The following is a 12,897-nucleotide window of genomic DNA, read 5'->3' on the forward strand; positions in this document are numbered from 1 at the left end:
GGGAGAGGTGGCCGAGTGGCTGAAGGCGCTCCCCTGCTAAGGGAGTATAGGGTTTGTAGCCCTATCGAGGGTTCGAATCCCTCCCTCTCCGCCATATACTTAACGTTGATTGAAATAATGTTTGCGCTCGTAGCTCAACTGGATAGAGTACCTGGCTACGAACCAGGCGGTTGGAGGTTCGAGTCCTCCCGAGCGCGCCATATTTCAATAACCAAACACTGCATTATACGCGCTCGTAGCTCAACTGGATAGAGTACCTGGCTACGAACCAGGCGGTTGGAGGTTCGAGTCCTCCCGAGCGCGCCATCTCTAAGTATTTCATGTAATCCCGCTAATTAAGTTATCCGCTAGTCGATTTGCTGATTTTTATTTCTTATCCTTTATCCTATTGATTTATAAATAATAATTTTATATTTCCACTCATTTATATTCTGAATAGTCAGTATATGCCCCTTTATCCGCTTGCTAAGCCTGTTAGCATAGTATTTAATATTTTTATAACAATTGTACGGAAATCCGCAAGGAGTAGTCGTGTCTGAGTTATTTATAAATGCTGCGGAAATTATGGCTGTAGGGATGACATCCGTTATCGCCTTTTTATTGCTGTTAATTTTTTGCATGTCGATGATGGCAAAATACCTGCCTAAAGGTGCAACCCATGAACCGACGCCGCGAAGCGCACGTAAGCAATCTAAAGCAGGCAACCAACCTTCTGATGATACTGTGGCAGCCATCTCTGCAGCCGTTCACGCCTACCGTACCCAACGCAAAAAATAACGCGAATAACGAGGAGAATTCCATATGAGCAAGCCCCTTAAGTTAACAGAGCTTGTATTTAGAGACGCCCATCAGTCGTTATTAGCTACGCGGCTCCGGCTCGAGGATATGCTACCTATCGCTGACAAAATCGATAAGATTGGATTTTGGTCGGTAGAGTCGTGGGGCGGTGCCACGTTCGACGCGTGTATTCGTTATTTAGGTGAAGATCCTTGGGAACGCATTCGAAAACTTAAAGAAGCGATGCCCAATACCCGCCAGCAGATGTTATTGCGTGGTCAGAATCTCTTGGGTTATCGCCATTACGCTGATGATGTCGTGCGTCGCTTCGTAGAGCGCGCGCGCGAAAACGGTGTCGACGTGTTCCGTATTTTTGATGCAATGAACGACGTGCGGAATTTGAAGACTGCAATTAAAGCGGCAAAAGACGTGGATGGCCATGCACAAGGAACCATGTCTTACACGGTGTCACCGGTGCACACGTTGGAAAAATGGGTGGAGATGGCACAGGAACTCGAAGACCTTGGCTGTGATTCGTTATGTATCAAAGATATGGCAGGTCTATTGCGTCCCAATGATGCATTCGAACTGGTGTCAGCGTTAAAAGAAAAGACCAATTTACCAATCGCAATGCAGTGTCATGCGACAACCGGTCTTAGTGTCGCGACTTACCAAAAATCCATTGATGCCGGTATTGATATGCTGGATACGGCTATATCGCCGATGAGTATGACCTACGGGCACTCGCCGACAGAAACGCTGGTGGCGATGACGGAAGGCTCTGATCGAGATACCGGTTTATCACTTACTGAGCTTGAGGACATAGCCAGTTATTTCCGTGATGTGCGGAAAAAATATGCTCAATTTGAAGGCTCTCTAAAAGGAGTCGACGCGCGTATCTTATTGGCGCAAGTACCTGGCGGTATGCTCACGAATATGGAAAACCAACTTAAAGAGCAGAACGCGCTGGATAAGTTTGATCAAGTATTAGAAGAGATCCCGAAAGTACGCGAGGATCTGGGCTTCATCCCATTGGTTACGCCCACTTCGCAAATTGTCGGTACGCAAGCGGTGCTCAATGTGCTAGGTAAAGAGCGTTATGCCAATATATCAAAGGAGACTGCGGCGGTATTAAAAGGCGAATACGGAGCCACTGCCGCACCAGTCAACAAGGAGTTGCAACAACGTGTGCTTGAAGGCGGCGAGGCGATTACTTGCCGTCCTGCCGATCAAATTGATGATGAGCTCGAAAAGCTGACTCAAGAGCTGAATGAAAAAGCGAAAGCAGATGGTATTCGGCTGGCAGATAACGTCGTCGATGACGTGCTGACCTATGCTTTATTTCCGCAAATCGGTCTGAAGTTTTTACAGAACCGTGATAATCCCGATGCGTTTGAACCTGCGCCATCCGCGGATGAACCTAAAGCCGCTGAAAAGCCCAAGCAGAGTGCTTCGAGCGCAAGTGCCAGCAGCCCAGCGCAGGGCGGTACCGAGCATTATGATGTAGCGGTCAATGGCAAGACTTACCAAGTATCGGTCAGTGCTGCAGGTGAGCTTGAAGCTGTTCAACCTGCGCCGCAATCCAGCTCCGATGACAACGCTCCGACGGGAGAAGGTACGACTGTCGCTGCGCCTTTGGCCGGTAATATCTTCAAGGTCAATGTCAGTGAGGGCGATGAGGTCAGTGCGGGTGATGTGCTTATCGTCATGGAAGCGATGAAAATGGAAACCGACATCAAAGCCGAGCAGGGTGGTACTGTCAGCAGTGTCCATGTTAAGGAAGGCGATGCCGTGTCGGTCGACGATGAATTGGTAACGCTGGGGTAATCCATGGATAAGCTTACGTTGTTATGGCAAACCACCGGATTATCAGCGATTACCGTAGGGCAAACTGCGATGATTATCGTCGGCGGTATCCTGCTGTTCTTGGCCATTGCTAAAAAGTTTGAGCCGCTGCTGTTATTGCCTATCGGCTTTGGTGCGATATTAGCCAATATCCCTCTTGCTGGTTTTACCGAGGCGGGGGGCGTACTTTACTACGTCTACAAAGTAGGTATTGATACCGGCATGTTCCCGCTCATTATCTTCATGGGGGTGGGGGCTTTGACCGACTTTGGTCCACTGCTTGCTAATCCAAAAATGATGCTACTGGGTGGTGCTGCGCAGTTTGGTATCTTTGCAACTTTGTTCGGTGCGATTGCACTAAACTTTGTGCCTGGCATTGAATTTTCGATGGCCGATGCTGCGGCAATATCCATTATCGGTGGCGCCGATGGACCGACAGCTATTTTCTTGGCATCACGACTCGCGCCCGACTTACTCGGAGCCATTGCTGTTGCGGCGTATTCATATATGGCACTAGTGCCTATTATACAACCGCCGATCATGCGTTTACTCACATCAGAATCCGAACGACAGATTAAGATGAAGCAACTACGGCCGGTCGGACGTCGCGAGAAGATTTTCTTCCCTTTGGCCGTTATTTTATTGACGTTATTATTATTGCCAAGTGCAACACCGTTGGTCGGCATGTTCTGTTTAGGTAATCTGATGCGAGAGTCGGGCGTCGTTGAACGTTTAACAAAGACCACGCAGAACGATCTCATCAACATTGTGACGATTTTCTTGGGCTTAGCAGTTGGATCGAAGTTGCAAGCCGAACAGTTCTTGAGCTTCCAAACATTAGGCATTCTAATACTTGGTGCAATTGCATTTGCGATAGGTACCGCCAGCGGCATTTTAATGGCAAAACTGATGGGGAAATTCAGTAAAGAGCCCATCAACCCATTAATTGGGGCTGCAGGGGTGTCGGCGGTTCCAATGGCTGCCCGCGTTGTCAATAAAGTTGGATTAGACTCAAACCAAAGTAACTTTCTGCTGATGCACGCGATGGGACCTAATGTCGCAGGCGTGTTAGGCTCTGCTGTTGCGGCGGGTATTTTACTTGCATTGGTCTAACGCCTGAGATTGATGTGGCTTACAGGTTACCTCGACCCGTAAGCCACATCATGACTGTGTAAAACACTGCAATCACTGCGCTAACAACGACAATATAAATGAATCCTTTCTGTCCTTGTTTTAAAGTCCAACCGTGAGCCTTTAAGTAAACCAACCAAAGCAAACTCAAAACAAGCGGAATGATGAACATAAAGCGAATCATGATTGCTCCTGTTGTTGATGTTGATAAATCGCCGCTAGATCATTGGCTGCTTGGTGCGCATGGTTTAATGATTTTTCTAACCCAGTAATAGTGTCGGCAACTTTATCTATATTACCCGCTGCCATATGCTTTTCTAGGTCCGCAGCTCGCGTCTGCAACGCTTCTAATCCTAAGTTGGCGGCAGCACCTTTTAGCGAGTGAAAATAGCGACGAGCGCTTTCATGTTGTCCGCGTGTAATGAAATCAGACACTTTCATGGCGCTGTTCTGATACTCATTAAACAATTGCTCAACAAGACGAAGGTATAAGGGAACATTGTGCTGTAATCGAGCAAGTGCTTGTTCGAACTGAATACCTTTTACCTGCGGATAACGAATTCGCTTTTCATCTGCTTGGGCGTGTTCTGATGCTTCTTCTAAATCGGCTGGTTGTGTCGGCTCATCTTCATAATGACCGGGCACACACCACTTAATAATTGCCTTAATTAATTGCTTTTCATCGATCGGCTTAGCAATGTGCCCTTGCATGCCCGCAGAGAGTGAACGCTCTTCGTCACCACTCATGGCGTTAGCTGTCATCGCGAGGATCGGGAGCTGTTTGTAGTCATAGTAAGAGCGTATTTTTTTGGCGGCAGTAAGGCCATCCATGACCGGCATCTGAATATCCATTAACACCAATGCGTACTGTTTTTGTTCGATGGCGTCTAATGCTGCCTGTCCATGTTCGGCGATATCAACTTTAAAACCTTGGCTTTTCAGTAGCTCAAGCGCCACCTGCTGGTTAATCTCATTATCCTCAACCAGTAGGATAGGGGCGCCTTGAATCGCATCGGGTAGGTTGGTCGCCGGAGCGTCTTTTGATGATATGCTATCGTCTCGTTTATATAACGTGGTGGCGAGACTATGACCGAGTGTGGTTGCTGTAAAAGGCTTCGAGAGAATATCGGATATTCCAGCTGCGGCTGCCTGCTCACTCATCTCTTCAGCATAATATCCGGTCGCCAGAATCATCTTAGGCGCCTCGCTAGCGAGTGATTGATACACACGTTGGCACAACGATAGACCGTCCATTCCTGGCAGACGCCAATCCACCAATAGTACATCGTAGGGTTCTAGATCTTCGCGTAGAATATCGAGCGCCTGTTCGGCTGTTCTGCAAACACGGACATCGACTTGGTAGCTGCGCAGCATTTCTTGAATCATTTCACGCGTGCTTAGGTTGTCATCAATGGCGAGTACTCGCTTGCCACGTAACTTTTGGATCAAGTATTGGTGGTGTGAGTCGTCTTGCTCAGGTTGCATCGGCAAGGTTAACTCAATATAAAAGGTGGAGCCTTGACCTACACCGCTAGTAACGCCAATATCGCCACCCATGAGTTGGATTAACCGGCGTGAAATCGCTAAACCCAGCCCCGTACCACCGTATTTGCGCGTCGTTGAGGAGTCCGCTTGCGTGAACGCTTTAAACAGGTTTGCGCGTTGTTCTTCGTCCATCCCAATACCTGTATCGGTAACGGATATGCGTAACCAGACTTTATCGGTATTTTTATCGAGCAACGTAACGGCAACATTGATCTCGCCATCTTCGGTGAATTTAATAGCGTTGCTAACTAAATTGACTAATACCTGATTCAAGCGCAAAGGGTCGCCAAATAGTCGGGTCGGAATATTGGCGGGTAGGTTGATGATAAACTCAAGATCCTTGTCATATGCTTTGTAGGCAAACATGTCCGCTAAAGAGGTCAGAACGTCTTGTAGATCAAAAGGAATACGTTCGATACTGAGCTTGCCTGCGTCAATTTTTGAGAAATCTAAAATATCGTTGATCACACCAAGCAGCGCTTGCGACGATGAGTCGATTACTTTTATATAGCGCTTTTGCTTTTCTGATAACTGCGTTTTTAGGCAAAGGTTGGCCATGCCTACAATGGCGTTAATGGGCGTTCTAATTTCATGGCTCATGTTGGCAAGAAACTCGCCTTTGGCAACATTCGCTTGCTCTGCTGACTCCTTCGCTTGCTCCATTTGCTCTGCAACCGACTTAATTGACGAAATATCGTAGTAACTACCGATGATGCCGATGACATTTTTTTGGTCGTCATAGAGAGGGACGCTGGAGTGCTCTATATAGCGTGTGTTATTTGCTAAATTCAATTCAATTTCCGCATTGCATGACGCTAGGCCGTGCTCGAGCGTGAGACGGTCACGCTCCTGCAGTATGGGGTTTTTCGCCAACCATGCTAATTGGTCATCACGCTTACCTTCAAGCGCTTCAGTGCTGCATTGAATATCGCGCAGAAAAGCATCATTACCACCAAGAAACTCTAAATCGCTATTGCGCCAATAGACACGCGTTGGTAGATCGTTAAACACCTGTTGCAAAAGTTGTTGTGAACTTGCAGTTAGAAAGGGTTGGCGCAGCGGTGATGTCAGCGATGTCTGACGCGTCCAAGTGTAGATGACGGTGCCAGCTATTAATCCAACAACAACCGAAGTCAGTAATACGTAATCACTAAACGGTGCGGGTAAAATCAGATAGCTAATGATGCTAATGAGTTGAAAGGCAATAAAGCCTATTTGAAACCGTGTCCAGAATGTTGTCATTCGCCACTTGCCAAACGCTGTGAAATAAAAAGGTGCTTGTTAAGTGTGCCATGACATCGCCTTAACGCCAAGTTTATTAAGCCAATCATGGACGTGTGAAGTAAATCTAAGTAAGCTAACCGCATGCGTCAAAAAAGGTAGTATCGGAGTCCCTTTTGCAAACTCAATTCGAACGAAAAATCACCGAGCTCACAGAAAACCACTCATCTGCTATTTGGGAAGGTATTCATCGTGGCATCGAGCGTGAAGCTTTACGCGTATTAGAAAATGGTACGCTGGCACCCACGGATCATCCAGAAGCACTCGGTAAAACGCTCACGCACGACACCATTACGACGGATTACTCAGAAAATCTATTGGAGTTTATCACACCCGTTGCTGAATCTATTCGCACGACTTTGTCGCAACTTAAGGACATTCATACTCATACCTTTCAGTCGCTCGGTGATGAGTTGCTGTGGCCGTTGAGTATGCCGTGTTATGTTGGCTCGGATAAAGATATTAGGGTTGCCAAATTTGGCGATTCACATTCTGGACGGATGAAGTCTTTATACCGCGTGGGCTTGACCCACCGCTACGGTGCAACCATGCAGATTATTTCTGGCGTGCATTTTAACTTCTCTGTGCCAGAAGCATTGTGGACAGCAATCGCTAAAGATGAACAGATTGAAGATAACGCCGCATTTCGTTCGGAAAAGTACTTTGCATTGATTCGAAACTATAAACGTTTATCGTGGGTTATCCCATTTTTGTTCGGTGCTTCACCGGCACTCTGCGAGTCCTTTTTTACACAGACCCAAACAGAGAGTAAGTTAACCGAATGGGACTTCGCTAAACTGGGTAAAGGTACCTGCTATTTGCCTTACGGCACTTCGCTGCGCATGAGTGATCTGGGTTACACCAATAAAGAGCAAGCCAGTTTAAAAATCACCTACAACAACTTAGACGAGTATGTTGCAGGCTTACGTCGTGCTATTACAACACCATCGCAAAACTTTAAATCCATTGGTGTTAAAGAGGCGGGTGAGTACCGTCAGTTGAACAGTAATATTTTGCAAATTGAAAATGAGTTTTACTCGCCTATTCGACCAAAGCGCACGGCAAAAGGTGGTGAAACGCCGACACAAGCACTTGAGCGCGGTGGGGTCGAGTATATTGAAGTTCGCGCATTGGATGTAAACCCATTTAGTGAAGTGGGTATTACCGCGCAACAAATAAAATTCTTGGATCTGTTGCTGCTCTACTGTCTGCTGTCAGAAAGCGCGCCAATGGATTGGGATGCCCAACAAGAAACAGACCAGAACTTTAACAAAGTAGTGATGCAAGGACGTAATCCATCGCTGAGTTTGAGGCAAAATGGGCATGATCGCCTGATGACTGATTGGCTTGAAGAACTCTTTGCCGAACTTGCTGCTTTAGCGCGTACGATGGATTTGTCTCCGCACTCTGAGTCTGGGTATGTTGAAGCTATCGAGTCGCTATATCCCTGTGTCCTGAATCCTGAGCTTACTTTGTCGGGGCAAGTACTGGAGATATTGCGTAGCAACAATTGGGACGCAAGTCGACTTGGAAAAGAGCTAGCGCTTAAATATAAGCGGATGTTCAGTGAAGCCTCGTATGAATTTTTTACTAAAAACGACTTTTTACAATGGAAGCAAAGCTCGGAGAAAAAGTTTGCGGAGCGTAAAGCGTCGGATAATGTAGTTGATTTTGATACGTTCTTGCGTGACTATTTCGAAAAAGCGAAGTGTTCAGGGCGTTAGTGAACTACTGAGTCTTAGTAATGCATAATAGAAAAAGGCGCAACGGAAAGCCGCTGCGCCAAACAGTTCAGGGGTGAACACAACATAACGTTTACTCTGATACGTGTGTCATTAAAAAGTTCAAAATCATGCAAAAAAAATTTTATCAACGTAGCTCATTGATAGCCTCTGTCGTCTTAACGGCTGCGTTAACAGGTTGCGCGACACCCCCGCCTCAGTCACCTGAAAACATCTGTGATATTTTTGAGGAGCACAACGACTGGTATCACGCGGCCGCTGATGCCCGCGAACGTTGGGGAGTGCCCATCCATGTTCCCATGGCGATGATGTACCAAGAAAGCTCCTTTAAACATGATGCTGTGCCACCGCGGTACTATTTTCTTGGCTTTATACCCTGGGGTCGGGTGAGCTCGGCATATGGTTACTCGCAAGCCAAGGATATGACGTGGGAAGATTACCAACGCGAAACGGGAAACGGTTGGGCGAGCAGAAGCGACTTTGAGGATGCAGTCGATTTTATGGGATGGTTTATCTATAAGAGCTATGAAATCAACGGCGTGTCGAAGTGGGATGCTTATGCGCAGTATTTGAATTACCACGAGGGGTGGGGGGGATATGCTCGTAAAACCTACCTCAGTAAGCCTTGGCTCGTGAAAGTATCAAAACAAGTGAAAAGTCGTTCACTGCGATACGCTACGCAACTCAAAACCTGTGAGGACGATCTGAAACATGGTTGGCTGTATAACTTGTTTTTTGACTGGTAAGCGTCACATACTAGCCAGCGGCATTATTCACCGCTGGCCGAACTAGGTTCTTTAAAGTGCTGAGGTAAAACGCGCACTTGTTTAATCATCGTGTCACCGACTTCAATGAGTTCCACCGGGTAACCGCCTAGTCGTAGACTCAGTCGTGCATGGGGAATGTCTCCGAACTGTTCTATCACCAATCCACTGAGCGTTTTCGGGCCATCCGTAGGAAAGTGCCAATTCATTTCTTTGTTAAGCTCACGAAGGTTCGCAGCTCCCTCAACTAGATAGCTACCGTCAGGCTGGGCAACGGCTGTTTCGCTCGGTTGCGGTGCCATCGATGTGGTAAAGTCACCGACAATCTCTTCCAGAATATCTTCGAGAGTAACGAGTCCTTGAATATCGCCATACTCGTCAACGACCAAGCCAATACGTTCTTTGCGGTGCTGAAACTTAAGTAGCTGTACGTTAAGCGGTGTGCCTTCGGGAATAAAGTAAATATCCCGTGCTGCACGAACGAGTGTCGCTTTATCGGCTTCAAATTGGTTTTTGGTCATGAGACGCATGACATCGCGTGCGTGTAAAAATCCCACGGCATCATCGATATCGTTGCGGTATAGCAGTACTCGGGTGTGTTGCGCATGCTCGATTTTCTTAATGATCCGAGACCAGTCATCGTTGATGTCAATACCAACGATTTCGTTGCGTGGAATCATGACATCTTCGACGGTTACCTTTTCCAAGTCTAAGATGCTCAAAAGCATCTCTTGGTGAGATGCTGGAATCATGTTTCCTGCCTCGTTCACCACCGCACGAAGCTCCTCGGAGTTGAGTGCATCACCAACTTGTGCGCGTTTAGGGTCAACGCCTAATATTCGCATAAATGTGTTGGTAATAAAGTTTACACTGGTCACGAAAGGATACATGCCAATAAGTAGCGGTCGCAAAATCAGAGAGCTGGGGAATGCGATTCGTTCAGGATGTAAAGCTGCAATAGTTTTTGGTGTCACTTCCGCAAAAATTAATATGATCAGCGTAAGTGCAAGCGTTGCGATGACAATACCTGCATCCCCAAACCAACGAATACATAAAATAGTGGCAATGGAGGAAGCCGCGATATTCACCAAGTTATTACCAATCAGGATCAGGCCGATTAACCGGTCAGGGCGCTCCAGCAGGAACTGCACTCGACGTGCGCCATGATGATTGTTTTGCACCAGATGCCTTAACCGATAGCGGTTGATCGACATCATGCCCGTTTCCGAGCCGGAAAAATATGCAGAAAGAGCGATGAGAACTACGAGTATTACGAGTAACATACTCGTCGATATATCGTCCAAACTTACTACCCTCTTAGTCGTTGCGAATCTGACAATTTAGTGTTTTCAGCCATTAAGTCAAGCTTAGACTTAACTGAGAATGATATCTTTGACAAAGCGACTGCCAAAATACCCTAATGTAAGTAGGACTGTTCCTAAAATACTTAATACCATCACTGGTTTGCCTCGTAATCCTGTCGCCTTATGCGCCACATAAGTTACGATATAAACGAGCGCTGCAGCCATCGCAAGAATCGTTTTATGGGCTTGGTTTTGTGCGAACATATCGTCTAGAAAAGCAAAGCCTGATGCAATTGCGAGAATCAATAATAGAGTTCCCGCGGACAGCAACCTAAAGAAATAGCGTTCGATATTCATTAACGGTGGAAGCTGTTTAAACAGGCCACTGGTTTTTTTGGTTTTAAGTAAATAGTTAATATAGCTGGCTTGAATCGCGTACAACGTGGCTAGGGCGAGTACCCCATACGCGACTAATGAAAGGACAATGTGAATAACCAGTCCATGCCCAAAACCAATATAAGCGCCAAGATCCGCTGGTGTTAGTACGAGCAACAGGGCTGAAAGGGCCGCAAACAAATAGATAACGGGTTTAAGTAACAAACTATTGGATTGTTTGACACGGAACAGCGACAACAACGCAATCAGCCAAGCAACAATCGATAAACTAGAAGATACGTTTAGGTGATCGAATTCATCGCTGGCTAAGCGCATGTAAATTAAGCCGCCATGGCAGATTAATGCCAAAATAGCTGATACCCAACTAACGATAGTGAGCGGAGAACGTGGTCTGAAAACCTGTTGCAGCATAAATAGCGCACTGGCGACATAAAGCACGAGTGTCGCACTGAGTAATGCGGAAATAAGCACTGCGGTTGCTTCCCTAGTTTAACTAAAGTACGAATGAGTATACGCCCTTGATTAATTAAACCCAAGCGCTCTAAGGGCGAAACTTTGTTGGTTTTCAGATATACTATCCCCATAATATAAATTAGCTCGTTTTGCGACAACAGAAGAGATCGCGGTTATGTTTGAGAATTTAAGCGAACGTCTCACCCAGACGTTGCGAAGCATTGGCGGCAAAGGTCGTCTGACAGAAGACAATATCAAGTCAACGTTGCGCGAAGTGCGTATGGCGTTACTTGAGGCTGACGTTGCCTTGCCTGTCGTGAAGGAATTTATTGGCAAAGTAAAAGAGCGTGCGGTAGGCACCGAGGTCAACAAGAGCCTAACGCCAGGCCAAGTGTTTGTTAAAATCGTCCAATCAGAGCTTGAAGCCGCGATGGGCGAAGCTAACGTACCGCTTGATTTAAGCACGCAACCGCCTGCGGTGATTTTGATGGCGGGTTTGCAAGGTGCGGGTAAAACAACATCAGTTGGTAAGTTGGCAAAATACCTTAAAGAGCGCCAGAAGAAAAAAGTCATGGTGGTCAGTGCGGACATCTATCGTCCGGCGGCGATTAAACAGCTCGAGACCTTGGCCGAACAAGTGGATGTATCGTTTTTCCCATCGACAACAGCACAGAGCCCGGTTGAAATTGCTCAAGGCGCGATTGCGGAAGCTAAAAAGCAGTTTGTTGATGTGGTGCTCGTGGATACTGCCGGTCGCTTAACGATCGACGAAGATATGATGCAGGAAATTCAACACCTGCACACCGAGATCAAGCCGGTTGAGACACTCTTCGTTGTTGACTCAATGACAGGTCAAGACGCTGCGAATACGGCGAAAGCATTTAACGAAGCACTGCCATTGACCGGGGTTATCTTGACCAAAACCGACGGTGATGCGCGGGGTGGTGCTGCGTTATCGATTCGTCATATAACGGGTAAGCCCATCAAGTTTTTAGGTGTTGGCGAAAAGACCGATGCCCTTGAACCGTTCCACCCAGACCGTGTAGCGTCGCGTATTCTTGGTATGGGCGACATCTTGTCGCTGGTGGAAGAGGTCGAGCAAAAAGTTGACCGCGAGAAAGCCGAAAAGGTTGCTCGCAAGGTTATGAAGAAGGGTCAGTTTTCGCTGGAAGACTTTCGTGATCAGTTAGCTCAGATGCGTGAAATGGGCGGAATGATGGGGTTGATGTCAAAAATGCCCGGTATGGGCAAAATGACCGACCAAATCAAGGGGCAAATGGATGACAAAATGACCCTACGCATGGAAGCCATCATTAACTCGATGACACCTAAAGAGCGTCAACATCCAGACGTCATCAAGGGATCGCGCAAGCGTCGAATTGCGGCGGGTTCTGGCACCCAAGTGCAAGACGTCAACAAGCTGTTGAAACAATTTCAGCAAATGCAAAAAATGATGAAGAAGATGAAAGGTGGTGGCATGCAAAAAATGATGCGTGGCATGGGCGGCAAACTACCGCCTGGGATGTTTGGAGGCCGTTAATCCCAACCTCGCCTTTATCGCCCGATAAGCTTGCATTTGTTGTAAAAATCAGTAGAATTGCCGAGCCTTCCGAACCTATCGGAGGGCTTTGCTGTTTATAGCAATTACGTTTTACATTT

General features: G+C 46.9%; 10 protein-coding genes and 3 tRNA genes. 9 read left to right on the top strand and 4 right to left on the bottom strand.

From position 1 onward, the window contains the following. The first annotated feature begins 1 nt into the window (after position 1). The 6 genes from ABNS04_RS05310 (at position 2) to ABNS04_RS05335 (ending at position 3,735) form a co-directional block, all read left to right on the top strand. Positions 2–94, top strand: a tRNA-Ser gene (locus tag ABNS04_RS05310). A 29-nt stretch (positions 95–123) separates the two neighbouring features. Further along, positions 124–200: transfer RNA gene (locus ABNS04_RS05315), tRNA-Arg, on the top strand. Between the two features lie 29 nt (positions 201–229). After that, positions 230–306, top strand: a tRNA-Arg gene (locus ABNS04_RS05320). Between the two features lie 225 nt (positions 307–531). Further along, on the top strand, positions 532–777 hold the full coding sequence (locus ABNS04_RS05325) for an OadG family transporter subunit (RefSeq protein WP_006956593.1): 246 nt from the start codon (positions 532–534) through the stop codon (positions 775–777). Positions 778–801: 24 nt separating this feature from the next. Continuing rightward, positions 802–2,604, top strand: a complete 1,803-nt coding sequence (gene oadA, locus ABNS04_RS05330) for a sodium-extruding oxaloacetate decarboxylase subunit alpha (protein ID WP_006956595.1) — start codon at positions 802–804, stop codon at positions 2,602–2,604. Between the two features lie 3 nt (positions 2,605–2,607). Next, a complete protein-coding gene (locus tag ABNS04_RS05335; protein ID WP_006956596.1) occupies positions 2,608–3,735 on the top strand; it encodes a sodium ion-translocating decarboxylase subunit beta in 1,128 nt (375 codons plus the stop codon). A gap of 19 nt (positions 3,736–3,754) precedes the next feature. Here ABNS04_RS05335 and ABNS04_RS05340 read toward each other — a convergent pair whose 3' ends face one another. Both ABNS04_RS05340 and ABNS04_RS05345 read right to left on the bottom strand, forming a co-directional pair. Continuing rightward, a complete protein-coding gene (locus ABNS04_RS05340) occupies positions 3,755–3,937 on the bottom strand; it encodes a hypothetical protein (RefSeq protein ID WP_006956601.1) in 183 nt (60 codons plus the stop codon). After that, complete coding sequence (locus ABNS04_RS05345) at positions 3,934–6,540, bottom strand: response regulator (protein WP_006956602.1); 2,607 nt, start codon at positions 6,538–6,540, stop codon at positions 3,934–3,936. Before ABNS04_RS05345 ends, ABNS04_RS05340 begins: the two co-directional genes overlap by 4 nt. 155 nt (positions 6,541–6,695) lie before the next feature. On the opposite strand from ABNS04_RS05345, the gene gshA reads away from it, so the two are divergent. Further along, a complete protein-coding gene (gshA, locus tag ABNS04_RS05350) occupies positions 6,696–8,303 on the top strand; it encodes a glutamate--cysteine ligase (RefSeq protein WP_272977949.1) in 1,608 nt (535 codons plus the stop codon). Between the two features lie 128 nt (positions 8,304–8,431). Continuing rightward, the gene (locus ABNS04_RS05355) at positions 8,432–9,067 is read left to right on the top strand and encodes a hypothetical protein (RefSeq protein WP_006956606.1); all 636 of its coding nucleotides are present in this window, start codon (positions 8,432–8,434) and stop codon (positions 9,065–9,067) included. Between the two features lie 23 nt (positions 9,068–9,090). On the opposite strand, the gene ABNS04_RS05360 is transcribed toward ABNS04_RS05355, so the two are convergent. Together ABNS04_RS05360 and ccsA are read right to left on the bottom strand one after the other, a co-directional pair. Then, on the bottom strand, positions 9,091–10,389 hold the full coding sequence (locus ABNS04_RS05360) for a CNNM domain-containing protein (RefSeq protein WP_040488136.1): 1,299 nt from the start codon (positions 10,387–10,389) through the stop codon (positions 9,091–9,093). Between the two features lie 69 nt (positions 10,390–10,458). Next, positions 10,459–11,256, bottom strand: coding sequence for a cytochrome c biogenesis protein CcsA (ccsA, locus tag ABNS04_RS05365; RefSeq protein ID WP_006956610.1), 798 nt, complete (start codon positions 11,254–11,256; stop codon positions 10,459–10,461). Positions 11,257–11,413: 157 nt separating this feature from the next. Here ccsA and ffh point away from each other — a divergent pair, with 157 nt between their 5' ends. Beyond that, complete coding sequence (gene ffh / locus ABNS04_RS05370; protein ID WP_006956611.1) at positions 11,414–12,778, top strand: signal recognition particle protein; 1,365 nt, start codon at positions 11,414–11,416, stop codon at positions 12,776–12,778. Positions 12,779–12,897: the final 119 nt, after the last annotated feature.

The sequence above is a fragment of the uncultured Idiomarina sp. genome (genome assembly GCF_964010655.1).
In the GTDB taxonomy this organism is placed as follows: domain Bacteria; phylum Pseudomonadota; class Gammaproteobacteria; order Enterobacterales; family Alteromonadaceae; genus Idiomarina; species Idiomarina baltica.

What these genes read in the sequence shown, in the direction of transcription:
- oadA (WP_006956595.1), top strand. Translation starts at nt 802, where the DNA reads ATGAGCAAGCCCCTTAAGTTAACAGAGCTTGTATTTAGAGACGCCCAT.
- ABNS04_RS05335 (WP_006956596.1), top strand. Translation starts at nt 2,608, where the DNA reads ATGGATAAGCTTACGTTGTTATGGCAAACCACCGGATTATCAGCGATT.
- ABNS04_RS05340 (WP_006956601.1), bottom strand. Translation starts at nt 3,937, where the DNA reads ATGATTCGCTTTATGTTCATCATTCCGCTTGTTTTGAGTTTGCTTTGG.
- ABNS04_RS05345 (WP_006956602.1), bottom strand. Translation starts at nt 6,540, where the DNA reads ATGACAACATTCTGGACACGGTTTCAAATAGGCTTTATTGCCTTTCAA.
- ABNS04_RS05355 (WP_006956606.1), top strand. Translation starts at nt 8,432, where the DNA reads ATGCAAAAAAAATTTTATCAACGTAGCTCATTGATAGCCTCTGTCGTC.
- ffh (WP_006956611.1), top strand. Translation starts at nt 11,414, where the DNA reads ATGTTTGAGAATTTAAGCGAACGTCTCACCCAGACGTTGCGAAGCATT.